20 protein-coding genes are annotated in these 25,013 nt (G+C 74.3%); 9 read left to right on the top strand and 11 right to left on the bottom strand.

Annotation, left to right across the window (positions count from 1 at the left end):
• Window positions 1-418: 418 nt before the first annotated feature.
• From IE271_RS26905 to IE271_RS26880, 6 genes are all read right to left on the bottom strand, one after another.
• Window positions 419-1,792, bottom strand: coding sequence for an 8-oxoguanine deaminase (locus IE271_RS26905; protein WP_190193026.1), 1,374 nt, complete (start codon window positions 1,790-1,792; stop codon window positions 419-421).
• Between the two features lie 44 nt (window positions 1,793-1,836).
• Window positions 1,837-2,772, bottom strand: coding sequence for a factor-independent urate hydroxylase (pucL, locus tag IE271_RS26900; protein ID WP_190193025.1), 936 nt, complete (start codon window positions 2,770-2,772; stop codon window positions 1,837-1,839).
• 5 nt (window positions 2,773-2,777) lie between these two features.
• Entirely contained in the window at window positions 2,778-3,206 is a 429-nt protein-coding gene (uraH, locus tag IE271_RS26895) for a hydroxyisourate hydrolase (protein ID WP_190193024.1), read from the bottom strand.
• A 78-nt stretch (window positions 3,207-3,284) separates the two neighbouring features.
• On the bottom strand, window positions 3,285-3,791 hold the full coding sequence (gene uraD / locus IE271_RS26890; RefSeq protein ID WP_190193023.1) for a 2-oxo-4-hydroxy-4-carboxy-5-ureidoimidazoline decarboxylase: 507 nt from the start codon (window positions 3,789-3,791) through the stop codon (window positions 3,285-3,287).
• Window positions 3,792-3,970: 179 nt separating this feature from the next.
• Window positions 3,971-4,339: a helix-turn-helix domain-containing protein gene (locus IE271_RS26885; protein ID WP_190193022.1), complete on the bottom strand. Its 369-nt coding sequence runs from the start codon at window positions 4,337-4,339 to the stop codon at window positions 3,971-3,973.
• Window positions 4,336-4,587 (bottom strand): YkoF family thiamine-binding protein, encoded by a 252-nt coding sequence (locus IE271_RS26880; protein ID WP_190193021.1) that lies wholly within the window; start codon window positions 4,585-4,587, stop codon window positions 4,336-4,338. The genes IE271_RS26885 and IE271_RS26880 overlap by 4 nt, the downstream gene beginning before the upstream one ends.
• A 185-nt stretch (window positions 4,588-4,772) precedes the next feature.
• Between IE271_RS26880 and IE271_RS26875 the strand changes: the two genes are divergently transcribed.
• From IE271_RS26875 to IE271_RS26865, 3 genes are all read left to right on the top strand, one after another.
• Window positions 4,773-5,612 carry a TIM barrel protein gene (locus IE271_RS26875; protein ID WP_190193020.1) on the top strand — a complete coding sequence of 280 codons (840 nt, stop codon included), beginning with the start codon at window positions 4,773-4,775 and terminating at the stop codon, window positions 5,610-5,612.
• 172 nt (window positions 5,613-5,784) lie between these two features.
• Window positions 5,785-6,678, top strand: a complete 894-nt coding sequence (locus IE271_RS26870) for a 2-hydroxy-3-oxopropionate reductase (protein ID WP_190193019.1) — start codon at window positions 5,785-5,787, stop codon at window positions 6,676-6,678.
• A 353-nt stretch (window positions 6,679-7,031) separates the two neighbouring features.
• Complete coding sequence (locus tag IE271_RS26865) at window positions 7,032-7,709, top strand: TIGR04222 domain-containing membrane protein (RefSeq protein ID WP_190193018.1); 678 nt, start codon at window positions 7,032-7,034, stop codon at window positions 7,707-7,709.
• 74 nt (window positions 7,710-7,783) lie between these two features.
• Here IE271_RS26865 and gcl read toward each other — a convergent pair whose 3' ends face one another.
• Window positions 7,784-9,568, bottom strand: coding sequence for a glyoxylate carboligase (gcl, locus tag IE271_RS26860; protein WP_190193017.1), 1,785 nt, complete (start codon window positions 9,566-9,568; stop codon window positions 7,784-7,786).
• 226 nt (window positions 9,569-9,794) lie between these two features.
• Here gcl and IE271_RS43625 point away from each other — a divergent pair, with 226 nt between their 5' ends.
• The gene (locus IE271_RS43625) at window positions 9,795-10,832 is read left to right on the top strand and encodes a hypothetical protein (RefSeq protein WP_190193016.1); all 1,038 of its coding nucleotides are present in this window, start codon (window positions 9,795-9,797) and stop codon (window positions 10,830-10,832) included.
• A 30-nt stretch (window positions 10,833-10,862) separates the two neighbouring features.
• On the opposite strand, the gene IE271_RS26850 is transcribed toward IE271_RS43625, so the two are convergent.
• Window positions 10,863-12,494 carry an AMP-binding protein gene (locus IE271_RS26850; RefSeq protein WP_190193076.1) on the bottom strand — a complete coding sequence of 544 codons (1,632 nt, stop codon included), beginning with the start codon at window positions 12,492-12,494 and terminating at the stop codon, window positions 10,863-10,865.
• Between the two features lie 8 nt (window positions 12,495-12,502).
• Window positions 12,503-14,173 (bottom strand): AMP-binding protein, encoded by a 1,671-nt coding sequence (locus IE271_RS26845; RefSeq protein WP_190193015.1) that lies wholly within the window; start codon window positions 14,171-14,173, stop codon window positions 12,503-12,505.
• Between the two features lie 268 nt (window positions 14,174-14,441).
• Between IE271_RS26845 and IE271_RS26840 the strand changes: the two genes are divergently transcribed.
• The 5 genes from IE271_RS26840 (at window position 14,442) to IE271_RS26820 (ending at window position 23,803) form a co-directional block, all read left to right on the top strand.
• Window positions 14,442-15,248, top strand: a complete 807-nt coding sequence (locus IE271_RS26840; RefSeq protein WP_190193075.1) for a response regulator transcription factor — start codon at window positions 14,442-14,444, stop codon at window positions 15,246-15,248.
• Between the two features lie 499 nt (window positions 15,249-15,747).
• Window positions 15,748-18,843, top strand: a complete 3,096-nt coding sequence (locus IE271_RS26835) for a helix-turn-helix transcriptional regulator (protein ID WP_373308845.1) — start codon at window positions 15,748-15,750, stop codon at window positions 18,841-18,843.
• A gap of 571 nt (window positions 18,844-19,414) precedes the next feature.
• Window positions 19,415-20,206 (top strand): S1 family peptidase, encoded by a 792-nt coding sequence (locus IE271_RS26830; protein ID WP_190193013.1) that lies wholly within the window; start codon window positions 19,415-19,417, stop codon window positions 20,204-20,206.
• A gap of 257 nt (window positions 20,207-20,463) precedes the next feature.
• Complete coding sequence (locus IE271_RS26825) at window positions 20,464-21,630, top strand: magnesium and cobalt transport protein CorA (RefSeq protein WP_190193012.1); 1,167 nt, start codon at window positions 20,464-20,466, stop codon at window positions 21,628-21,630.
• Window positions 21,631-21,832: 202 nt separating this feature from the next.
• A complete protein-coding gene (locus IE271_RS26820; RefSeq protein WP_190193011.1) occupies window positions 21,833-23,803 on the top strand; it encodes a YncE family protein in 1,971 nt (656 codons plus the stop codon).
• Window positions 23,804-23,863: 60 nt separating this feature from the next.
• Here IE271_RS26820 and IE271_RS26815 read toward each other — a convergent pair whose 3' ends face one another.
• Both IE271_RS26815 and IE271_RS26810 read right to left on the bottom strand, forming a co-directional pair.
• The gene (locus IE271_RS26815; protein WP_190193010.1) at window positions 23,864-24,058 is read right to left on the bottom strand and encodes a DUF397 domain-containing protein; all 195 of its coding nucleotides are present in this window, start codon (window positions 24,056-24,058) and stop codon (window positions 23,864-23,866) included.
• On the bottom strand, window positions 24,055-24,924 hold the full coding sequence (locus IE271_RS26810; protein ID WP_190193009.1) for a helix-turn-helix domain-containing protein: 870 nt from the start codon (window positions 24,922-24,924) through the stop codon (window positions 24,055-24,057). The genes IE271_RS26815 and IE271_RS26810 overlap by 4 nt, the downstream gene beginning before the upstream one ends.
• Window positions 24,925-25,013 lie beyond the last annotated feature (89 nt).

Here is a 25,013-nt window from a genome sequence, read left to right as displayed (position 1 = left end):
GTCGGGCGGTACGGGCCGCGGTGGGCCGCCCGTTCCCGCGGTACCGGTGCGCGGGCGGGCCCGTCCGGACTCCGGGCCGCCGGGCGCGGCGGGGCTCCACCGCCGGCTGCGAACGCGCCACCGGTATCCGGCTCCGGCTCCGGCTTCATGACGCGGAAGGCCGGCCCGGTGGACGGCCGGCTGCCGGACGGACAGACGGACAGGTGGGCGGACGGACAGGCCGGCGGACGGGCCGACGGACGGCCGGCGTCCGTCCGTTCGGCCGCCACCGGCACGGGTCCGGGCGACCGAACCGTCCATCACCAGCACGGACGCGGGCGACCGAACCGTCCGGCACCGGCACCGGCACGGGCGGTCGGCGTCTTCTCCGGGGACGCCGGCAGCGGGGCGGGCGCGCCTCCCCGCCGCCGGGCGGTGCTCAGTCCCGTCCGGCGGCCCGTGCCAGGCGGCGGGCCTGCGTCCGCGTGGCGCGGGCGACGGCCTCCTCGTCGACGTGGAGCAGCCTGCCGTCCTCGACGACCGGGCGGCCGCCGACGAGCGAGAGCGTGACGGGTGCCGGGGCGCCCAGGACGAGCGCGGCGACGGGGTCGGCGATGGACGCGTGGGCCAGCGTGTCCGTCCGCCACAGGACCAGGTCGGCCAGCTTGCCGGGTTCCAGCGAGCCGATCTCCCGCTCCCTGCCCAGGACCCGGGCGCCGCCGTACGTACCGAGACGCAGCGCCTGACGGGTCGTCAGGGCGGTTTCCCGGTGCGGGCCCAGACGGTTCACCAGCAGCGCGTTGCGCAGCTCGGTGTGGAGTTCGCCGGACTCGTTGGAGGCGGTGCCGTCCACGCCGAGGCCGACCGGGACGCCGGCCGCGAGCATGTCCGGGACCCGTGCGATCCCCGCGGCGAGGCGGGCGTTGGAGGACGGGCAGTGGGCGACCCCCGTCCCGGTCCGGGCGAACGCGGCGATGTCGGAGTCGTTCATGTGGACGCAGTGCGCCATCCACACGTCCTCGCCGAGCCAGCCGGTGGACTCGAAGTAGTCGGTCGGGCCCATGCCGAACAGCTCGTGGCAGAACTTCTCCTCCTCCACGGTCTCGCTGCCGTGGGTGTGCAGCCGCACGCCCTTGCGCCGGGCCAGTTCGGCGCCCTGCCTGAGCAGGTCGGTGGAGACGGAGAACGGCGAGCAGGGCGCGACCGCGATCTGCGTCATGGCCCCGAAGGAGGCGTCGTGGTGCGCGTCGATCGTCGCCTCGGTGGCGGCGAGCGCGCCCTCCAGGCTCTCCACGGCGAAGTCCGGCGGCAGTCCGCCGTCGCTCTCGCCGCGGTCCATGGAGCCGCGGGCGAGGGTGAGGCGGACGCCGGTCCCGCGCGCGGCCCGGATCACGGCGCCCGACAGGTCGCCGCACCCCTGCGGGTACACGTAGTGGTGGTCCATGGCGGTGGTGACGCCGCCGCGGGCCATCATGGCGAGGGACCCCTGCGCCGCCGTGTGCACCATCTCCTCGTCGATGCGCGACCACGTCGGGTAGAGCGCGACGAGCCAGTCGAAGAGGTTGTGGTCCGTGGCGAGGCCCCGGGTGAGCCACTGGTAGAAGTGGTGGTGGGTGTTGACCAGGCCGGGCGTGGCCAGGTGGCCGGTGGCGTCGATCCGGCGGACCACGTTCTCCACGTCCCGCGGGGCGGGCCCCGCGCCCACCGACTCGATCGTGGCGCCGGCGACGACGACGTGGCCCGAGGCGTACTCGGTGTCGTCGGCGTCCACGGTCGCGACGGCGCAGTTCTCGATGACGATGCGCTCGGTCATCGTTGGTCCTCCACTTTCCGTGGGCCGTTCGGGGGTCCGGGGTCTCAGAGGTCGGTCGTGTCGGCCGGTATGCGCTGCTCGCGGCCCTCGCGCAGCACGGTCGCCTCGATCAGCCCGTAGGGGCGGTCGGCCGCGAAGTAGACCTCGTTGTCGTTCTTGAGGCCGAAGGGCTCCAGGTCGACCAGGAAGTGGTGCTTGTTGGGCAGCGAGAAGCGGACCTCGTCGATCTCGTCGCGGTGCTCGACGATCCGCGCGCCCATCTCGTACAGGGTCTGCTGCAGCGACAGCGAGTAGGTCTCCGCGAAGGCCCGCAGCAGATGTGCCTTGACCTGCGCGTACGAGGTGTTCCAGTCGGGCGCCTGCTGCGCGTCGTCGGTCCAGTTGAAGCGCCAGCGGCCGGACACGTCGGTGGCGAGGATGCGGTCGTACGCCTCGGGCAGCGTCGTGTACTTGTCCTTGACGTAGCCCCAGAACTCGGAGTCGGTCGAGTTCAGCACGGTGAGGTCCTTCAGCCCGGAGACCACCTCCCAGCTCTCGCCGTCGTAGGTGACCTGGGCGAGGCGGGTCTCCTGCCCCTTGCGGACGAACGAGTGCCCGGTCTCCGCCGCGTCCGGCGCGTCCGAGGCCGGGATGCGCTCCCAGGCGTACTCCTCGATCCGGACGCGGGCCCGCCGGATGGGCTCCTGCGAGGTCACGAAGTGGCGGGCGAGGTGGATGCCGAACTGCTCGGGCGACTCGATGCCGTGCTCCTTGGCGAAGGCGAACACGGTGTTCTTGGTGGTGTCGGTCGGCAGGACGTTGGCGTTGGACCCGGACAGGTGCACCTCGTCCATGTCGCCGGACAGGGCGACCGAGACGTTCAGGTCCTTGATGTGGTGGGTGGCACCGTCGCGCACGATCCGGACGACGCGGTTCTCGGCCTTGCCGTACTGGTTCCGGCCGAGCACCACGGGTCGGGCGGGGCGGGAGGAGGTGGTCATGTCTGCTAGCTCCCTCGGTATACGGAGTAGCCGAACGGGTTGAGCAGCAGCGGTACGTGGTAGTGCTCGCCCGGCACGACGGCGAACGTCACCGTCACCTCCGGGAAGAACACGGCCGCGGCACCGCTGTCCCGATTCGCGGGGGCGTCCTGCTGCGCATCGGCTCGCTTCTGCGTCTCCTGCTGCTGGTACTGGTGCTTCTTCTCCAGGTACGGCTCGACCTCGAAGTCCAGCCGTACATGGGTCGTGCCCTCCGGCGGGGCCGGGAGGTCCCTGCACCGGCCGTCCGCGTCGGTCGCGGAGCCGCCGAGCGGCCGCCAGTCCGCGTCCCGGCCGCCGCGGGCGGCGAGGCGGACGGCGACCCCGGCGGCGGGGCGGCCGGCGCTGGTGTCCAGGACGTGCGTGGACACGGAGGCGGTGGTGTCGGTGCTCATGCGCTCTCTTCCTCTACGTCCGCCGCGGGGTCCGCGCGTGAACCGGGCCGGCCGCGGTGGCCGGGCCGGCCGCCTCGGTCACGCGCCCTCGGCGAGGCGGGTCAGCCGGATTCGGTTGATCTTGCCCAGTTCGCGGCGCACGATCTCGCGCTCCCGCTCGGCGGTGTTGCCGAGCCGGTCCCGCAGCGCGTCGCGCAGCTGCTCGCCGCTCGCGCCGGTGGCGCAGACGAGGAAGACGTGGCCGAACCTCTCCTGGTAGGCCAGGTTCAGTTCGAGCATCTCGGCCCTGAGCTCCTCCGGGGCGCCGGCCATGCCCCGCTGCTCGCGGGCCGAGGCCGGGTCCCCGGGCCTGGGACGGCCGATCGGCGGGTGTCCCGCCATGGCCTCCTCCAGGTCGGCACCGGTCAGCGCGGCCACGGCGGCGTCGCCTGCGGCGAGGAGCGCGTCCGTGTCGGGGTAGGGGCGGCCCGCGAGCAGCCGGCTCCCCCACTCCGACGAGGCGCACACCTCGTGCAGGACGGCGGCCGCCGCCCGCTCCTCCAGCGCGTTGAACCGGTCGAGACCGGATGTCGAACTCGGTGTCACGACTGCCTCCGTGGCCTGGTGCCGGTCGGGCTGCGGACAGCTAACGCCCTGCGGAAGAACACGTCAACAGTTTGTTGAAAAATCGAGGTAACAAAAGCCCGCGCCGGGGGCGCCGCGGCGGGAGACGGAAAACCGCCGCCCGGAGGCACGGACGGCGGCACACCTCGGAGCGGCCCCGCTCAGGCGCCCTTCTCGCGGTTCAGGTAGTTGTAGACGGTGAAGCGGCTGACGCCGAGGGCACTCGCCACGGTCTCCACGCCGTGCCGCACGGAGAACGCGCCCCGCGCCTCCAGCGTCCGCACGATCTCCTGCTTGGCCTTGCGGTCCAGTTCGGCCAGCGGCTTGCCCCGCTTGCGCTCCAGGGCGGCCAGTATGTGGTCCAGGGAGTCGGCGAGCTGCGGCAGGCGCACGGCGACGACGTCCGCGCCCTCCCAGGACAGCACGACGTCGTCGGCGCCGGCCCTCTCCGGCGGCAGCAGCTCACCCCCCATGGCGTCGACCAGCGGCTTGACCGCCGTGACGAAGGGGTCGTCCCCGAGAGTGGTCACCCTTTCCCCTCCCCGATCACGTTGACCTGGAGCGAGACCCGGGTGGCCCCCGCTTCCAGGGACTTGCGCAGCAACGCGTCGACCGCGGCGAGCACCGCCTCGGCGCCGCCCTCCACGGTGTTGCCGAACGGGCCGACGTCCACGGCGTCCAGCTCGGCGCCCTCGACGACCTCGCGGGCCACGAGCGCGTGCCGCGGCGGCTCGTCGAGGTCGAAGGGCTCGGTCGTGAACTCCACTCTCAATCGCACGCGGCCAACCTACTGCGGGCGCCCGTTTTTCCGGCAGCCCTCTCTTGACACGACCGGCGCGAACCGGCAGCCTTCCGTTAAGCAGAAAGTCAATTCCACAATACGGAAATATAGGGTGCACGGGCCGGACGCCCCACGGGCCGCGGTCCGCGTCCCCGCCGGACACGGAAGGAGCACCGCGCTCCATGGGCTTCGCCGACCAGCGCTTCGACGTCAACCTGTCGATCCTCTTCACGGAACTGCCGCTGCTCCGGCGGCCCGCGGCCGCCGCCGCGGCCGGCTTCGGCGCGGTCGAGCTGTGGTGGCCCTGGGTCGACACCCCGGTCCCGGACCGGGCCGAGCTCGACGCCCTGAGGCGGGCGATCGAGGACGCGGGCGTCCGGCTGGTGGGCCTGAACCTCTACGCCGGCCGGCTGCCCGGGCCCGACCGGGGCGCGCTGTCGGTGCCCGGCGAGGAGTCCGCGCGGTTCCGCGCGAACATCGACGCGGCGGCGGACTTCGCCGGTTCGCTCGGCTGCGGCGCGCTCAACGCCCTGTACGGCAACCGCGTCGAGGGCGCCGACCCGGCCGCCCAGGACGCCCTCGCCCTGGAGAACCTCGTCCTGGCGGCCCGCGCGGCCGACCGGATCGGCGCGGTCCTGCTGATCGAGACGCTCAACGCGCCGGAGTCCCCGCACTACCCGCTGGTGACCGCGGCCGCGGGCGTCGAGCTCGCCGACCGGGTCGACGAGGCGAGCGGCCTGGGCAACGCCCGGTTCCTGATGGACCTGTACCACCTGTCGGTCAACGGCGAGGACCTGCCCGCGGTGATCGACCGGTACGCCGCCCGCACGGGGCACGTCCAGATCGCCGACAACCCCGGGCGGGGCGCCCCCGGCACGGGGTCGCTGCCGCTGGAGGACCTGCTCGACCGGCTCCGCGAGGCGGGGTACGACGGCTGGGTGGGCCTGGAGTACAAGCCGGGCGACCGCCCGAGCGCGCAGACCTTCGACTGGCTCCCGGCGGCGGCCCGCGCGGCCCGCTGACCCGCGGCGTACGCCCCTCTCCCCGCGTACCGGCGCACCTCGGACCGACGCACCTCGGACCGACGCACCTCGGACCGACGCACCTCGCACCACCGCACCGACGCACCACCGCACCGACGCACCTCGATCCGAGCAGTCTTCGAGCAGTCAGAGAGGCAGGAGAGGCACCTCGATGAGCAGCAATCTCCCCAAGATCGCCTGGATCGGGCTCGGCATCATGGGCTCGCCCATGTCGGAGAACCTGGTCGAGGCCGGGTACGACGTCACCGGCTACACCCTGGAGCGGGACAAGCTGGACCGCCTCGCCGCGGCCGGGGGCACCGCCGCCGGGTCGGTCGCCGAGGCCGTGCGGGACGCCGACGTCGTGATCACCATGGTGCCCGCCTCCCCGCAGGTCGAGGCCGTGGCGTACGGGCCCGACGGCGTCCTGGAGAACGTCCGGGCCGGCGCCCTGCTGATCGACATGTCGTCCATCACCCCGCAGACCTCGGTCGACCTGGCCCGGGCCGCGCGGGAGAAGGGCGTGCGGGTGCTGGACGCGCCGGTGTCCGGCGGCGAGGCCGGGGCCGTGGAGGCGGTGCTGTCGATCATGGTCGGCGGCGAGCGGGCCGACTTCGACGAGGCCCGGCCGGTCCTCGAGGCGCTCGGCCGGACCATCGTGCTGTGCGGTCCGCACGGCTCGGGCCAGACCGTGAAGGCGGCCAACCAGCTGATCGTGGCCGTGAACATCCAGGCGTGCGCCGAGGCCGTCGTCTTCCTGGAGAAGTCGGGCGTCGACCTGGCGGCCGCGCTCGACGTGCTCGACGGCGGCCTCGCCGGCTCCACCGTGCTGACCCGCAAGAGGGACAACTTCCTCGGCCGCGACTTCGGGCCGGGCTTCCGGATCGACCTGCACCACAAGGACATGGGCATCGTCACGGACGCCGCCCGCGCGGTCGGCGCCGCGCTGCCGGTGGGCGCCGTGGTCGCCCAGCTGGTCGCCGCGCTGCGCGCCCAGGGCGACGGCGGCCTGGACCACTCCGCCCTGCTGCGCGGCGTGGAGCGCCTCTCCGGGGCGGAGGTCTGACGGCAGCCCCTCGCCCCTCCGGGCGGCCGGACGACGCCGGCCGCCCGCTGCCCCGAGCTTCCGGGCGGCACCGCCGCTGACACCTGTTCCGTCGCGCCCGAGCGGCGGCGCCGCCCGGAACCCCGCGCCCCGCCGCCGTTCCCGGCCTTCCCCCGCACCCCTCCCGTCGCCCCCACCGCTCCCCGTCACCCCGGCCTGCGTACGTATTCGTGCGTACTTCACGTACGAAATGCTCAAATCAACCTCTGAACACGCGCCGGAAGGCTTCGGCCACCCCTGCCCGCGGGCACATCCTCGGCACACGGAACCCGCCGGCACGGGGGCGGCGGGCTCCGTGCCAGGGGGTGTTCACCATGGACGAGGCCACGACGCCGCGCCGGGACGAGGCCACGGCGCCGCACCGGGACCCGTACGCGGTCGCGCTGGTGCGGGGCGGTGCCCGCGCCGCCGTGCAGACCGCCGCGCTCGCGCTGCATCTGCGGGGCGCCGTCAAGTCCGCCCGGCCGGGCACCCTGCGCGCCACGGGTGCGCCCGTGGACCCGCGGGCGCACCCCTTCGAGCGGGCGGTGCACGGCGCGCTGCACCGGACCTCGAGCGTACGGGAGCTGCTGCGGCGGCCGGGCGTGCTGCGCGCGGTGGGCGAACTGCGGGACGACGCCGTCGCCGCGGGGCTCGTGCGCGTGCTGCCGCCCGGCCGGACCCGGGCGGGGCGGCGGCTGCTCACGGATCTGCGGGCCCGGCTGCCCCTGCCCGCCACCGGTCCCGACGGGGCACCGGCAACGGCGGGCCGCGCCGTGGACGACCTCGTCCTCATGGCCGCCGTCCACGGGGACGCGGCGCTGAGGGCCGCGGCGCCGCGGTTCGTCACGCGCTCGGGCCTGCTGGAGCGGCGCGGGCCCGACGACGCGCTCCTGCCGCACTCCTGGGGCGGTGGTGACACCGACCGCGTGTGGCACAGACTGGCGGACGACTCGGACCACGGATCGGACCACGGCTTCGGGGGCGGCGGAGGCGGGGGCGGCTCGGACTGAGAACCGGTCGCGGTCCCGTTCCCGGCGTCATGAAAAGGGGAACGGGACGGCGGTCGCAGTGAGGTGACGGGCCGTCAGGGCTTCAGCGTCCTGATCGCGGTCGGCGCGTGCCACGGCTCGGTGGCGGTCTCCTCGAACTCCACGACGGCGCCGATGTCGTTGGTCGCGGACATCGCGATGTTCGTGACGCGCTCCAGGATCACCTCGACCACGACCGGCACCCGGTGCTCCGCCGCGAGCTCGCCCGCCCGCTCGAACGCGGGCGCCAGGTCCCGCGGCTCGGTGACGCGCAGCGCCTTGCAGCCGAGCCCCTCGGCGACCTTGACGTGGTCGACGCCGTAGCCGCCCGCCTCGGGCGAGTTGACGTTCTCGAACTCCAGGTCAACCTGGAAGTCGATGCCGAAGGCCCGCTGCGCCTGCCGGATCAGCCCCAGGTAGGAGTTGTTCACCAGGACGTGCACGTACGGGATGCGGTGCTGGGCGCCGACGGCCAGTTCCTCGATCATGAACTGGAAGTCGTAGTCGCCCGACAGGGCCACCACGGGCGCCTCCGGATCGGCCTTGGCGACGCCGAGCGCGGCCGGGACGGTCCAGCCGAGGGGGCCCGCCTGCCCGGAGTTGATCCAGTGGCGCGGCCGGTGCACGTGCAGCAGCTGGGCGCCGGCGATCTGCGAGAGGCCGATGGTCGACACATAGCGCGTCTTTGGCCCGAAGACCTTGTTCATCTCCTCGTACACGCGCTGCGGTTTGACCGGCACGTCGTCGAAGTGCGTGCGCCGCTGGAGGCGGGCCCGCCGCTCCTGCGCGGCCGCGGCCCAGGCGGACCGGTCGGGCAGCCCGCCGCGGGCCCGCAGCTCGCGCGCCGCGTCGACGAAGAGCCGCAGCGCGGCCCCCGCGTCGGAGGCGATGCCGTAGTCGGGGGCGAAGATGCGGCCGATCTGGGTGGGGTCGACGTCGACGTGGACGAAGGTGCGGCCGGCCGTGTAGACGTCGAGCCGGCCGGTGTGGCGGTTGGCCCAGCGGTTGCCGACGCCGAGGACGAAGTCGGACTCCAGGAAGGTCGCGTTGCCGTAGCGGTGCGCGGTCTGCAGGCCGACCATGCCGGCGTTCAGCTCGTGGTCGTCGGGCAGGACGCCCCAGCCCATCAGGGTCGGCACCACCGGCACGCCGGTCAGCTCGGCGAACTCCACCAGCAGGCCGGACGCGTCGGCGTTGATTACGCCGCCGCCCGCGACGATCAGTGGGCGCTCGGCGGCGCACAGCATGCCGAGCGCCTTGTCCACCTGGGCGCGGGTCGCGGCCGGCTTGTGGACGGGCAGCGGCTCGTACGTCTCCGGGTCGAACGCGATCTCCGTGAGCTGGACGTCGAGCGGCAGGTCGATCAGGACGGGACCGGGGCGGCCCGACCGCATCAGGTGGAATGCCTGCTGGAAGACGCCCGGGACCTGCGCCGCCTCCAGGACCGTGACCGCCATCTTCGTGACCGGCCGGGCGATCGAGGCGATGTCGACCGCCTGGAAGTCCTCCTTGTGGATCACCGCCGTCGGCGCCTGACCGGTGATGCACAGGATGGGCACCGAGTCGCCGATCGCCGAGTACAGGCCGGTGATCATGTCGGTGCCGGCCGGCCCCGACGTGCCGACGCAGAGGCCGATGTTGCCGGGGCGGGCACGGGTGTACCCCTCGGCCATGTGCGAGGCGCCCTCCACGTGGCGGGCGAGCGTGTGCTGGATCGCGCCGGACGCCTCCAGGGCCGCGTAGAAGGGATTGATCGCCGCGCCCGGGACGCCGAAGGCGTCGGTCACGCCCTCGCGCCTCAGGATCTCCACTGCCGCGCGGGCAGCGGTCATTCGAGCCATTGCGTCCTCCTGCTTCGGCCTCGGAACGTCGCGCTCCCGTCGCGCCCCTGCGGGAAGCATCGATCGAATTTTCCGTATTACGGAAACTATCTTCTGCTATATGGAAGCAATGTAGGTGGGGGTCCTCAGTGCGTCAAGGCGGCGGGAAGGGCCGTTCCGATGACGCGGGCCCCGGCGGAGGGGCACGATGGACGTGCAGCCCGCCATCACCTCCGGGAGTGGGTCCATGGCCGAGAGCGTGCCGGTGCGGTGCCCCGTCTGCGGACGCGAGCACCTCTACGCCGCCCCCTCCTACCCCTGCCGGTGCGGCGTCCCCGTCGCACCGCCGCTCGACCCCCGCGCGGACCCGCGGGTGGTCACGCACCGCACGTGGCAGGAGGACTGGGTCGCGGTCCGCTGCGCGACCTGTGGCGACACGGGCCAGTGGCCCCGGCCGGAACTGGACTGCCCGTGCGGCGTCGTGCTGCGCGTCCCGGTGGCACCGGCCGGCCCGGCGGGCGGCCACACACCCGCGCACGGCCAGCCGGCGGCGACCAGGGACGGGGACAGGGACGGGGACGGGGGCGGGAACAGCGGGCCGGAGGGCATCGGGCCGGGCGGTGCCACGACGAACCGCGGTACGGCGGACGGCGGTACGACGAACCGCGGTACGGCGCCGGAGGGACCGGTCCCGGAGGACCGGGCACCGGGTCCCACCGCGCCGGAAAAGACCGCGGACACCGCGGCGGGGGACGCCGCGTCGGCGCGGGCCGGGGCGGGGAGCGCCGGTGCGGAGGACCGTCCCGCCGCGGCCGGCGGGCCCGCCGGACCCACCGTCTCCGCGCGTGTGCCGCTCCCCCGTACCGCAGCACCCGTACCCGCGTCCGCACCCGTGCCCGCGTCCCGCCCGGCCTTCCGGCCGGTGGCGATCCGCACCGCCCGCGACGCGGTGACCGCGGCCGCGCTCTACCTGCGCTGGCTCGGCCACCACGACATCCGCCGGGCCGACCAGCGGCCGCCCTCGGGGATCGGGCTGGCCGCCCCCGGCCTCGTGGCGCAGGTCGACCCGGAGGTCCGGCCGGCCACGCTGCGCGACGTGGAGTGCCTGTGGCTGACGGCGATGACGGAGTCCGCGGCGTGCGTCTACTTCTCGCTGGCCGGGTACGCGCGGGACGCCCGCGAGCGGGCCGACGCGCTGGGCGTCCCGCTGTTCGTCCTGGACCTCACCGGCACCCCGCGGCCGGTGAACGAACCGGCCGACGCGCTCGCCGCCGCGGGGGCGTGAGTCCGCCGGCCGGTTCCGCGGCCCGTGGCGCTAGCCGGTGTAGCGCTGCCGCAGTTCGACCTTGCGCACCTTCCCCGAGACGGTCATGGGGAAGGTCTCCAGGATCTCCAGTCTGCTGGGGACCTTGTAGTGGGCCAGCCTGCCGCCGCAGAACTCCCGCACCTCCTCCAGGGTGGGCGGGTCGGCCGGGTCGCGCGGGACGACGCAGGCCAGCACCTCCTCGCCGTACCGCTCGTGCGGCACGCCGACCACCTGCACGTCGGCGATCTTCGGATGCGCGTACAGGAACTCCTCGATCTCGCGCGGATAGACGTTCTCGCCACCGCGGATGATCATGTCCTTGATGCGGCCGACGATCCGCACGTAGCCGTCCTCCTGCATGACCGCCAGGTCGCCGGTGTGCATCCAGCGCCCGGGGTCCACCGCCTCGGCGGTCCTCTCCGGCTCGTCCCAGTAGCCGAGCATCACGCTGTAGCCGCGGGTGCACAGCTCGCCCGGCGACTCGCGCGGCAGGGTGACGCCGGTGACGGGGTCGACGACCTTGACCTCGATGTGCGGCAGGACGCGGCCGACGGTGCCGGTGCGGTGCTCCAGGTCGTCGTCGCGCCGGGTCTGCAGCGACACCGGGGAGGTCTCGGTCATGCCGTAGCAGATGGACACCTCCGCCATGTGCATCTCGGCGACGACCCGCTTCATCACCTCCACCGGGCAGGGCGAGCCCGCCATGATGCCGGTGCGCAGCGAGGACAGGTCGTACGAGGCGAAGTCCGGCAGGTTCAGCTCGGCGATGAACATGGTCGGCACGCCGTACAGCGAGGTGCAGCGCTCCCGCTCCACCGCGCGCAGGGTGGCGGCCGGTTCGAAGGACGGCGCCGGGATCACGATGCAGGCACCGTGGGAGGTGGCGCCCAGGTTGCCCATGACCATGCCGAAGCAGTGGTAGAAGGGCACGGGCAGGCAGACCCGGTCCTGCTCGGTGTAGCCGACCGTGCGGCCCACCCAGTAGCCGTTGTTGAGGATGTTGTGGTGGGAGAGCGTGGCGCCCTTCGGGAAACCGGTGGTGCCCGAGGTGTACTGGATGTTGACCGGGTCGTCGCAGCTCAGCCCGGCGGCGCGGGCCGCGAGGCGCTCGCGCGGGACGTCCGCGCCGCCCGCGACGAGCGCGTCCCAGCCCGGGTCCCCGATGTACACCGTCTCGCGCAGGGTGGGGCACGCGCCGCGCACCTGCTCGACCAGGGCACGGTAGTCGCTGCCCTTGTGCGCGAGGGAGGCGACCAGGACGGAGATCCCGGCCTGCCGCAGCACGTACTCCAGCTCGTGCGCGCGGTAGGCCGGGTTGATGTTGACCATGATCGCGCCGATGCGGGCGGTGGCGTACTGCACGAGCACCCACTCGGGGCAGTTGACCGCCCAGATGCCGACGCGGTCGCCCTTCTCCACGCCCCTGGCCAGCAGGCCGAGGGCGACCTCGTCGACGGCGGCGCCGAACTCGGCGTAGGTCCAGCGGCGTCCCGACGGCACGTCCACGAGCGCGTCGCGCTCCGGGAACGCGGCGACCGCGCGGTCGAGGTTCGCGCCGATGGTGTCACCGAGCAGGGGCGTGTCACTGGTCCCGTGCGCGTACGACCGCGCGGACGAGGCCGTGGCTGTCTCCGCGGTCAGAGGCTCGCTCACCGGAAGTCCTCCTCGCGGTACTCGGCGGCGGAGCCCGCGGCCGTGGCCTCGCGCAGCTCGATGCGGCGGATCTTGCCGGACACGGTCTTGGGCAGCTCGCCGAACTCCAGGCGGCGCAGGCGCTTGTAGGGCGCGAGGACGGAGCGGGAGTGCTCGAAGAGCACCTTCGCGGTGTCGGGGCCCGGCTCCCAGCCCGCGGCGAGGACCACGTACGCCTTCGGCACGGCGAGCCGCAGCTCGTCGGGGGCGGGCACGACGGCCGCCTCGGCGACGGCCTCGTGCTCCAGCAGCGCGCTCTCCAGCTCGAAGGGGCTGATCTTGTAGTCGGACGCCTTGAAGACGTCGTCGGCCCGGCCGACGTAGGTGATGTAGCCGTCGGCGTCGCGGGAGCCGATGTCACCGGTGCGGTAGTAGCCGCCGGCCATCGCCTCGGCGGTGCGGTCGGGGTCGCCGTGGTAGCCGGTCATCACGCCGACGGGGCGCTCGGACAGGTCCAGGCAGATCTCGCCCTCCTCGACGCCGGGCTCGCCGGATACCGGGTCGAGCAGGACGACGCGGTAGCCGGGGCTGGGCCGCCCCATCGAGCCCGTCCTCAGCGGCTGGCCGGGGCTGTTGGAGACCTGCACGGCGGTCTCGGTCTGCCCGAAGCCGTCCCGGACGGTGACGCCCCAGGCCCGCCGCACCTGCTCGACGACCTCGGGGTTGAGCGGCTCGCCCGCGGCGACGGCCTCGCGCGGCGGGGTGCGCAGCTGGGTCAGGTCGGCCTGGATGAGCATGCGCCACACGGTGGGCGGCGCGCAGAAGGTGGTGACGCCGGCCCGGTCCATCTCCGCCATCAGCCGGGCCGGGTCGAAGCGCGTGTAGTTGTGGACGAAGATCGTCGCCTCGGCGTTCCAGGGGGCGAAGAGGCTGGACCAGGCGTGCTTGGCCCAGCCCGGCGAGGAGATGTTGAGGTGCACGTCGCCGGGGCGCAGGCCGATCCAGAACATCGTCGTCAGATGCCCGATCGGGTACGAGGCGTGGGTGTGCTCGACCAGCTTGGGCCGGGCGGTGGTGCCGGAGGTGAAGTACAGCATCAGCGGATCGTCCGGGCGGGTGACGCCGTCCGGCTCGAAGGCGGCGGGGGCGGCGTACGCGTCCTCGTACGCCAGCCAGCCCTCCCGGGCGCCGCCGACCGCGATCCGGGTGTAGCCGCCGGGCACCTCGTCGAACTTGGCGGCGTCCTGCGCGCGCACGACGACGTGCCCCACCCGGCCGCGCTCGACGCGGTCGCGCAGGTCGAGCGGGCCGAGCAGCGGGGTGGCCGGGATGACCACGGCCCGCAGCTTCATCGCGGCGAGCGCGATCTCCCACAGCTCGACCTGGTTGCCGAGCATGACGAGGACGCGGTCCTCGGGCCGCACGCCCCGTTCGCGCAGCCAGTTGGCGGTGCGGTCCGAGCGCTCGGAGAGGTCCGCGAAGGAGTGTGCGGCGCTCGTGCCGTCCTCCTCGGCGATGTGCAGGGCGGTCCGGTCGTTGCCCCGGGCGATGACGTCGAACCAGTCGAGCGCCCAGTTGAAGGTCTCCGGACGGGGCCAGGCGAAGTGCTCGTACGCCGTGGCGTAGTCCTCGCGGTGCTGCAGCAGGAAGTCACGGGCGCTGCGGAAGTGCTCCGTCGCCGTCGTCATCTGTCCCCTTCTTTCCGGTCGATCGCCACGGGGCGCTCCAGCCGTGCCGGGAGCCCGGCCGCACCGGGCCCTCCGGCCTCCGACGCTCGACCTCTCGACACCGACACGCCCCTGCGGCTCGCTCCACTCGGTTCCGGCCATTGCCGGGCGGCTCCCTGACATCGTGTAATCCGTGACGTAGATCTCACCACCCCCGGACGGGGGTGGGCCGCGGCGAAAGGACGAGCACGTGGCGGCGAACATCCAGGCGTGCGCCGAGTCGGCGGGGATGCGGGGCGCCCTGCTGCGGCTGAGGCGGGCGACGGGGCTGCCGGTCGCCTTCGGCGGGCTGGTGGAGGCCGGGCGTCCGCAGGTGCGGATCAGCGAGTTGAGCGGCACGGGCACGGCGGCGCTGCGCGCGCTGGCGGTGTCGTCGGGCAACGGGCTCGGCGGCAAGGCCGTGGCCCTCGCCAGGCCGTGCGCGGTGACCGACTACTCCGCCTCGCGGCGCATCAGCCACGAGTACGACGCGGCGGTCGCGGCGGAGGGGCTGCGCTCGGTACTGGCGGTGCCGGTCGTGGTGCGCCGCCGGGTGCGCGGCGTGCTGTACGCCGCCCTGCGCACGGCGCAGCCGCTGGGCGACCGCACGCTGAGCGCGGCCGTGGAGGCGGCGCGGGACGTCGAACAGGCGCTGGTCGTACAGGACGAGGCGCACGGCCTGCTGGCGGCGGCCCGGGAGCCTGGCCACGCGGCGGGCGCGGCGTGGGAGCGGGTGCGGGAGGCCCACGCGGAGCTGCGGGCGCTCGCGCCGCGGATCGCGGACGCGGACCTGCGCGCGCAGGTCCTCGCGGCGTGCGGGAAGCTGGCGGCCGCCCCGCCGTCCGCCCTCCCGGTCCCCGAGGTGCGGCTGGCCCCGCGCGAGGTGGACGTGCTGGTGTGCGTCGCCGCGGGCGCGACCAACGCGGCGGCCGCCGACCGGCTGGGGCTGCGCCCGGAGACGGTGAAGGCGTATCTGCGCTCGGCGATGCGGAAGCTGGGCGCGCACACGCGCCTGGAGGCGGTGGTGGCGGCCCGGCGGACGGGCCTGCTGCCCTGAGACCGGGACGGCGACCGGGACTCGGGACCGCCGCCCGAGGCGGGAACTCCGCCAGGACCGGCCGGGCGGACCGCGCCCCGGCATCGCGACGGCCGCCCCGGACGACACCTTCGCAGGCACAGGCACACACGCCTCCCCGGCATCGCGGGACCGCCCCGGACGACACCTTCGCGGGCACAGGCACACACGCCTCCCCGGCGTGGCGGGACCGCCCCGGGCGGCACTTCCACGGACGCAGGTGGACGCGCCCCCGGCGTCACGGCTGCCGCCCCGGGCCGCGTCCCCGCGGATGCGCGTACGCTCGGCCTCCGGGGCCGGCGGTGCGGGGCACGGCCGGGGTCCGGCCGCGGCGCGCCTTCGCCCGCCCGCCGCCATTCACTCGGCACCTCTCTGAAATTCCCCATGCACGCCCGGCCGCCACACGGCCACCTGCGCGACTCCCCGATTTTCCGTGCCGGTTGGTGCTTAACATTGAGCAGAACACGACACGAGGGGAGCGGTGCGCGTGCGGGACGTCGAGGCGCCTGTCAGATCCCGTTCCGAGGAGGTCGTCGGCCGCGACGACCTGCTGGCGCGGGCGCGCGAACAGCTCTCCCGGGGCGGCAGCGTGCTGCTGCACGGCCCGCCGGGCATAGGCAAGTCGGCCGTCCTGCGGACCCTGGCCGCGGAGTACGCCGGCTCGGCGCGGACCGTGCTGCGCTGCTCCGCCACCGAGTCGGAGTCGCACCTGCCGTTCCTCGCCCTCGTCGACCTGCTCGGCCTGGTCGCCGACGAGGTGGCCGACGCCCTGCCCGCACCCCAGCGGGTCGCCCTGGAGGCGGCGCTCACCGGACGCGGGGAGACCTCCCCGCACCGCGACGGGCTGGCCCTGCGGCTCGCCGTCCTCTCCGTCCTGCGCGCCCTCGCCGCCCGCGGCCCCGTCCTGATCGTCGCCGACGACCTGCAGTGGCTGGACGCGCCCAGCGCGGAACTCCTCACCTTCGCGGCCCGCCGCGTGGCCGGCCTGCCGGTGCGGATGCTCGGCGCGGTGCGCACCGAGGCCGGGCACAAACAGCGGGAGTACGGCCACGAGCCGTATCTACGCGCGTATCCGCCGGACGCCGTCGCCCTGCGGCTGACCCCGCTGTCGCGGACGCACCTCGGCGAGCTGCTCACCGCCCGCGGCTACGGCGGCCTGCGCCGCTCCGTCGTCCGCGACGTCCACCACACCAGCGGCGGCAACCCGCTGTTCGCCCTGGAGCTCGGCCGCGCCCTCGCCGAGAGCCCCGCCCCGCCGCGCCCGGGCGAGCCGCTGCCGGTGCCCACCTCCCTGCGCGCTCTGGTCCTCGGCCGCCTCGGCCTGCTGTCCCCCGGGGCCCGGCACACCCTGCTGGTGGCGGGTGCGGGCGCCCGCCCGACGCTCGCCCTGCTGCGGGCCGCCGGCCGTACGGACGCCGAGGCGGAGACCGCGCACGCCGCCTCGCTTGGCCTGGTGACGACGGACGCGGCGGAGACGGCGCACCCGGCGTACCCGCCGGGGACCGCGGAGACCACCGGGGCCGCCACGCCCGCGGAGGGCCCCGGAGGACGGGACCGGCGGGACCGGCAGGACCGGGCCGTGCGGTTCACGCACCCGCTCGTCTCGGCCGCGCTGTACGCCGAGGCCACGCCCGAGGAGCGGCGGGCCGCGCACGCGGCGCTGTCGACGGCGGCCACCGACCCCATCGAGCGGGCCCGCCACCTGGCGCTGGCCACGACCGGCACGGACGCGTCCGTGGCCGACCGGCTCGCCGAGGCGGCCGGGCTGGCCCGCGACCGCGGCGCCTCCTCGGTCGCGGCGCAGCTCGGCCTGCTGGCCGCCCGGCACACCCCGCCCGGCGCCGGGGCGAGCGCCGACGAACGGCGCCTGCGCGCCGCCGAGGACGCGCTCACCTCGGGCGAGGCGGACCTGGCGCGCGAGGCCGCGTACGACGTCCTGGACCGGTCCGCCGACGCGGCGGTGCGGGTACGGGCCTGGATCGTCGTGATCGACGCCGCCGGGCAGGCGATGGCGGACGTCGACGCCGTCTTCCCGCGGGCGCTCGCGGACGCGGGCGACGACCCCCGGCTGCTCGCCCTCGTCCACTACCAGCTCGCCTGGCGGGCGCTGCTGGTGGAGGGCGGGATGGCGCGGGGCCGCGAGGAGGCCGCCCGCGCCGCGCGGCTCGCCGCCGAGGCCGGGGACCGCACCACCGAACTGCTCGCGCTGGCGTTCCGGGCCCAGATGGAGACCCTGATGGGGCACCCGGACGCTCCGGCCACCCTGGAGCGCGCCCTCGCCCTGCCGCAGGACCCGCGGGTGGCCTGCGACCACAACGGCGCCGCCGCCACCCTGTTCCGCCGGCAGATCATGGACGACCGGCTCACGGAGGCCCGGGCCACCATCACCCGGCTGCTCGCCGAGGCCCGCAGGCGCGGCATGGTCGAGAGCGAGGTGCACTTCACGCGCGGCCTCGCCGAGACCGAGCTGCGCGCCGGGCACTGCGGACGCGCCCTCGAACTCGCCACCGAGAGCCTGCGCCTCGGCCGGGACACGGGCATCGGCGAGGCCGCGGGCGCCATGCTCGCCTCGCTGGCGGAGGCCGCGGGCGGCGACGTGGAGCGCGCCCTCGCGCTGAGCCGCGACGCCGTGCGCCGCGCCGAGGACGACGGCGACCCGGTCTACCTCTCCCGCGCCCTGGCCGCCCTGGGCCACGCCCAGCTCGTCGCCGGGGACGACGCCGGGGCGGTGCTCTCGCTGCGCCGCGTCGGCGCGCTGGAGCACTCCATCGGCATCTTTGACCCGGCACGCGGCCGCTGGCACGGCGACCTGGCCGAGGCCCTGGTGCGCCTCGGCGAGCCCGGCGAGGCGCAGCACGTCATAGACACCACCCGTACACACGCGGCCCGGCTCGGCCGGGCGGGCGTCCTCGCCGTGCTGGACCGGGCCGAGGCCCTGGTGCGCGCCGCCCGCGGCGACCACGAGGCGGCCGTACGGCAGGCGGCCGCCGCCCGCAAGCGGCTGGCGGCGCTTGGGCTCGGCCTGGAGGAGGCGCGGGCGGCGTTCGCGCTGGCCCGCCTGCGGGCGGAGTACGCGGGCGGCGCGCAGGCGCGCGGCGAGCGGCCGGGCGGCGCGCTCGCCGCCCGCGGTCCGCGCGCGATGGGCGGCGCCGCCGCCCGCGGCCGGCTCTCCGTGCGGACCGCGTACGCGCAGGCGGGACAGGGGTGGTACGGCTCGGGCGACCCGTACGACGAGGCGGCGCGGCTGTTCCGGCGCTGCAAGGCCGCGCCCTGGCTGCGGCAGCTGGACGCGGCGGCGGCCGCGACGTCCCCGCGCGGGACCGTCGCCGTCACGCCCTCCGTCCCCTCCGCTCCCGCGCCCGCGCCCGTGCTCCCGGAGCTCGACCGGCTCGCCGCGACGGAGCGCCAGGTGGCCGGTCTCGTCCTGGAGGGCGCCACCAACCGCGAGATCGCGGCGCGCCTGTTCATCAGCGTGAAGACGGTCGAGGCGACGCTCACCCGGGTCTACCGCAAGCTCGGCATCCGCTCCCGCGTGGACATCGTCCGCCTGGCGGCGGGACGGCAGCGCACCGGCTGACGCTCCGTCAGCCCATCCTCTCCGGAGGAACCGACCGCCGGACGGCCGGCGTCCTCCGAGCGACCGGCCACCGGACGGCCGTGGCCCCTCCGCGCGGCCCACCGGCACCCCTCCCGGAAGCCGGCCGGCGGACGGCCGGGAGCCCTCCGAGCGACCAGCCGGCAAACGGCCGGGCGCGCCCTCGTGCAGTCGGCCGCCGGCCCGTCAGATCCCTCTTCGAGGTGCCGGGCGCCGGGTGCCCGGTGCCCTGCCGAGCGCGCACCTGACGTGCCGTCAGACACGCCTCCGGCAGCCGCCCGTCGGCCGGTTCACCGGCCACCCGGCCCCGCGGGGGCCGGGTGGTTTCGCGTGTGGGCAAACAATAAGTGGCCGGCTTTGTTCCGGATGCCAGGACGACGCGGAAGAAAGGCGGTTCAAACCGCCGGCCGTCGAACCGAGGGTTTTCCCTCACCGGCTCCCGCAGGGTGTTCCCTCATTGGGCGGCGTCCGGCGCGCTTCTAGCGTGAACACGCACCCGCAGGCTGTCGCACCACCCCCCACAGCACCCCCCACCGGCATTCTGAGGAGATCCATGTTCGGGCTCACCCGTGTCAGAAAGACCGCCGCCGCCACCCTCGCCGTCGCGGCGGCCGCGACCACCGCGCTGCTGGGCGCGGGCACCGCGAGTGCCGCTCCCCAGCCCATCGTCGGCGGTACGACGACCACGACGTCCGCGTACCCGTACGTCATGCAGATCACCGACGCCTCGCAGAACCAGTTCTGCGGCGGCACGCTCGTCTCCCCCACCAAGGTCGTCACCGCCGCCCACTGCATGGTCGGCGAGACCACGAGCAGCGTCCGCGTCGTCGGCGGGCGCACCTACCTGAACGGCACCAACGGCACCGTCGCCCGGGTGAGCAGGATATGGATCCACCCGAGCTACACCGACGCCACCAACGGTGACGACATCGCCGTACTGACCCTGTCGACGTCGATGCCGTACTCGACGATCGGCTACGTCTCGTCCTCCGACACGGGCCTGTACGCCGCCGGCACCACCGCCCGCGTCCTCGGCTGGGGCACCACCAGGGAGAACGGCTCCTCCTCCAACCAGCTGCGCACCGCCACCGTGCCGACCGTGTCCGACGCCAGCTGCACCTCCTCGTACGGCTCGTCGTACGTGAAGTCGGACATGATCTGCGCCGGCTACACCTCCGGCGGCACCGACACCTGCCAGGGCGACAGCGGCGGCCCGCTGATCATCGCGGGCAAGCTGGCCGGCATCACCTCCTGGGGCGACGGCTGCGCCCGCGCCGGGTACCCGGGCGTCTACACCCGCCTCACCTCCTTCTCCAGCCTGGTGACGACGCAGCTCAGCTCGTGACCCGCGGGCCCCTCGGGGACCGTCACTGACTCCCGGGTACGGCCCGGGCAGCGCCGGGGGCGCTGCGCATCGCCACGAGCGGTGCGCAGCGCCCCTTTCCACGTGGTTCCGTCCCCCAGGGCGCCCCACCCCGTCCGCCCAGGTCATTTGCCCCGTATATCCTGGCCGTTCCCGGGAGGACGGGAAGCGAGGCCCGCGGGGCCGAGGACCGGGGACCGACGTGCGGGCGGCTGCGTCCGGGACGGGAGGCACCGCTCATGCCGGAGCGACGGGTACGTCCGCCGGCCTCGCCGAGGGCCGTCCGAAAGTCGATGTGGCGGCGTGTCGCGCCCTCGGCGGCCGCGTCCTCCGCGCTGCCCCCGGCGCCCCGCACGGGCCCGGCCGCCGCGGAACCCGCGGAGCAGGACAGCGTCGTGGAGGCGGTCCTGTACCGGGACGGGGTGCGCGTCTCCTCCCCCGTCTCGCTCGCCGACACCTACCGCGAGCTGCGCGACCGGCCCGACGGCATGGCCTGGATCGGCCTGGCCCGCCCCACGGAGGCCGAGATCCTCTCCCTCGCGGCCGAGTTCGACCTCCACCCCCTGGCCGTCGAGGACGCGATGGAGGCGCACCAGCGGCCGAAGCTGGAGCGGTACGGCGAGACGCTGTTCGTCGTCCTGCGCGCCGCGCGCTACCTCGACGCGCCGGAGGAGGTCGACTTCGGCGAGCTGCACGTGTTCGTCGGCCCGGACTTCGTGATCACGGTCAGGCACGGGGCGGCGCCGGACCTGTCGGCGGTGCGCCGCCGCATGGAGGACACCCCCGACCTGCTGCGCCTGGGGCCCGAAGCGGTGCTGTACGCGATCCTGGACGCGGTGGTGGACGGCTACGCACCGGTCGTGGAGGGCGTCCAGAACGACATCGACGAGATCGAGACCGAGGTGTTCCGCGGCGACCCCGAGGTCTCCCGCCGCATCTACGAACTCTCCCGCGAGATGGTCGAGTTCCAGCGCGCCACCCGCCCGCTGGTCGGCATGCTGCACGGCCTGATGGCGGGCTTCTCCAAGTACGGCACGGACGACGAGCTCCAGCGCAACCTGCGCGACGTCGCCGACCACGTCACGCACACCAGCGAGCGCGTCGACGGCTTCCGCCAGGCCCTCGCCGACATCCTCACCGTGAACGCCACCCTGGTCACCCAGCAGCAGAACGCCGAGATGCGGGCCCTGGCCGAGGCGGGCTTCGAGCAGAACGAGGAGATCAAGAAGATCTCCTCGTGGGCCGCCATCCTCTTCGCCCCGACCCTGGTCGGCACGGTCTACGGCATGAACTTCACCCACATGCCCGAGGTGCACTGGGTGTTCGGCTACCCCTTCGCCATCGGCCTCATGGGGGTCGTCTGCCTCACCCTGTACCTGGTGTTCAAGCGCCGGGACTGGCTCTGAGAGCCCCTTCCGGCGGCGCTCCCGGCGCCGGGCGGCGAGCCGCGCGAGGACCACGGGACAACCCGGTCCTCGAATGTCACCGCCATGACATACGCTGCCTCCTCGGCAGCGTCCGCGCGCTCTCACCGGCGCGAAGGGGGGCCGCTGCCCTCTCTCTTCGCCCGGTGTTCACCGGGCCCACTCCGTGGGGGTTCACATCACTGTGCGCAGGCGCAGCATCTCGACCGCGACGGCGCTCGCGGTCCTCTTCAGCTCCGCGGCGCTCGCCGCGGGCACCGCGGGGCCGGCGGCGGCCGACTCCGCGAAGGTCCTGCCGGTGTCGTCGGTCGGCGACATCGTCGTGGACGGCGCGCACCAGCGGGTCTACGTCTCCGACCCGACCGGCGGCAAGATCGTCGTCACTGACTACACCGGTACCGTGAAGGCGACCCTGACCGGGCTCTCCGGCGTGACCGGCCTCGCGCTGTCCGCCGACTCCGGGCAGGTGTACGCGGCCGTGAGGAGCGGCAACCGGATCGTCTCGGTGGAGACGGCGACGTACACCCGGACCGCGAGCTACCCGGTGGGCGCGCCCCCCGGCGACCTGGAGGTGGTGGACGGCCGGATCTGGTTCGCCCACGGCACCGACTTCGGCTCGCTCGACGTCTCCGGCACCGAACCCGTCGTCCGCCTCGCCCAGCGGGGCGACGTGGACTTCTACGGCGCCTTCGGCATGTTCCTGGCCGCCGACCCGGCCGTCCCCGGCGTCCTCGTGGCCGGCAACGGCGGCGACCTCGCCGTGTACGACGTCTCGGCCGACGGGGCCGCGCTGCGGGTCAAGGGCAGCATGGACACCGCCGTGAGACAGCTGGACCTGACGCCCGACGGCGGCCAGGTCCTCACCTCGTGGGGCGACCCGGACTACGGCTACGGCCTCGGCGCCTACTCGGCCACCGACCTCACCGAGCAGGCCGGCTACCCCATCGACGCCTACCCGAACGCCGTGCGGGTCGCCCCCGACGGCACCGTCGCGGGCGGCAGCGACTCCTGGTACGACCCGGACGTCCACATCCACCGGCCCGGCGACCCGGAGCCGGTGCGGGAGTACGACTTCCCCAACACCGGCGACAGCAGCGGCGCCGACACCCTCGTGGACGGCGCGCTGGCCTGGGCCCCGGACGGCAGCCGGGTGTTCGCGGTCTCCGTGAACACCTACGGCACGTACACCCTGCGCGCCCTGACCGACCCCGCCAAGGAGCTGCCGGCCCTGACGGTGTCGGCCCCCTCGACGGCCGACCGGGCCGAGAAGCTCACCGTCACCGGCAAGCTGACCTCGAAGACACCCCTGCCGGCGGGCACGAGCCTCAAGGTGACCCGCACGGACGTCGAGTCGCCGAACGGCAGGGCGCTGGCCGCCGTGAAGACGAAGGCAGGCGGGGGCTTCTCCTTCACGGACACCCCGCCCGCCGGCGGCAAGGTCACCTACAAGGTGTCCTACGCGGGCGACGCCGCGCACGCCGCCGTCTCCGGCTCCGACGCGGTGACGGTCTCGCGCAAGGCGACCGCGCTGACGCTGTCCAACGACGGCAAGCTGTACGCGTACGGCAAGGACGTCTCCTTCACCGCGCACCTCGGCACGACGTACAAGAACCGCACCGTCGAGATCTACGCCGACCCCTTCGGCTCCGACAAGCCGAAGAAGCTGCTGAAGAAGGCCAAGGTCAACTCCAGTGGGAACCTGTCGGCGACCGTCGACATGGCTCGCGACACCACCGTCACGGCCGTCTTCGCCGGCGACGCCCGCTACGCGTCCAAGACGGTGAAGTCGACCGCGTACGCCGAGGCGAAGGTCTCCACCGCCGTCTCCAAGCACTACAAGACCGGCAGGATCGGCTCCACCACGTACTACTACTTCCACAAGAAGACCGACCCGGTGTTCACCACGACCATGAACTACTACAAGGGCCGCAAGCAGCGGTTCCAGCTCCAGATCCGCTACCAGGGCACGTGGTACGACTCCGGGACCGAGTACTTCGCGCTGGGCACCGACGGCAAGTCGGCCGTGCGCCTGGAGGCACCGGGCGAGTCCGGCATCCGCGCCCGGATGCGCTCGTCGTACGTCAACGGCTCCTCGGGCGACAGCGTCAACTCCACGACGCACGGCGCCTGGAAGTACTTCACCTTCACCACCTGACGCGCGGGCCGTCCGGCCGGTACGGCTCCCGGGTCCGCCCGGGAGCCGTACCGCCGCGACTCAGCCGGCCCGCCGCCCGGCGTACCCCACGAAGGCGGCCCAGGCGTCCGGACCGAGGATCAGCCCGGCACGGCCGGTGTCCTTGGAGTCCCGCACGTGGACGGCACGGGCACCTGCGGCCACCTCCACGCACTGGCCGCCCTCGCCGCTGCTGTACGTGCTCTTGACCCACGTCAGTTCCGTCGCGCCCCTCATAGCTCTCCCAGCAACCCCTCGACGAAGGCCATCGACTCCCGTGGAGTGAGAGCCTGAGCCCGGATGATTCCATACTGCGCCTCGAGCTCCCGGACGGGCGCCCGCTCGGTGTAGAGGGTGCTGCTCCTCTGCACCTCCGTGTAGGCGACGCGCTGTCCCGCCTTCGTCTCGATGAGGGTGAACGGCCCTGCGAGCCCCGCATGGTCCTCCCGTTGCAGCGGCATGACCTGGATCTCGACGTTGCGGTTCCGTCCGGTCAGCAGGACCTGCTCCAACTGCCCTCGGTGCACCCGTGTCCCGCCGATGGGCCGGCGCAGCACGGCCTCTTCGACGACGAAGCTCATCAGCGGTGCGGGCCACCGTGAGAAGACCTCCTGCCTGTGCATCCGAGCCGCCACCCGCTGTCGGATCGTCTCCTCGTCCAGAAGCGGCCGCCGCATCCTGAACACGGCCTCCGCGTACTCCTCCGTCTGCAGGAGCCCGTTGATCACGTGCGTGTCGTACACGTGCAGCTCGACCGCCTCGGTCTCCAGGCGCGCCGCGTCCCGGAAGAGCGCCGGGTACTGCGCCCGCGCCACCTCCTCCTTCGTCTCCCGGAGGACTCCGCCCGCGTCCAGCAGTTCGTCGGCCGTGTCGATGAACCGGGGCGGCGGCACCCGCCGCCCCTGCTCGTACGACGCGATCGTGGACGTCGAGTAACCGGTCCGCGCGCCGAACTCGGCGCGCTCCAGTCCCGCCCGCAGCCGGAACCGCTTGAGCTGGCGCCCGAACACCCGGAGGACGCCCGACCCCGGTTCGGGCCGTCCCGGGTCCTCCGTGCCGTCGGCCGCACCCCCGCCGGGCTCCCCCCGTACCGGTCCGCTCACTGGCCCACCCGCCTTCGCGCCCGCCGGCGGGACACCCCGCCCGGTCGGCCCCAGGCTAGGAACCGGGTGCCGGCCGCGCCCGCGAACGC

Origin of the sequence: Streptomyces minutiscleroticus (assembly GCF_014650875.1) — a bacterium.
Classification (GTDB): Bacteria; Actinomycetota; Actinomycetes; order Streptomycetales; family Streptomycetaceae; genus Streptomyces; species Streptomyces minutiscleroticus.
The sequence above is the reverse complement of the archived record's forward strand: the minus strand, read 5'-3'. Positions and strand labels throughout refer to the sequence as shown.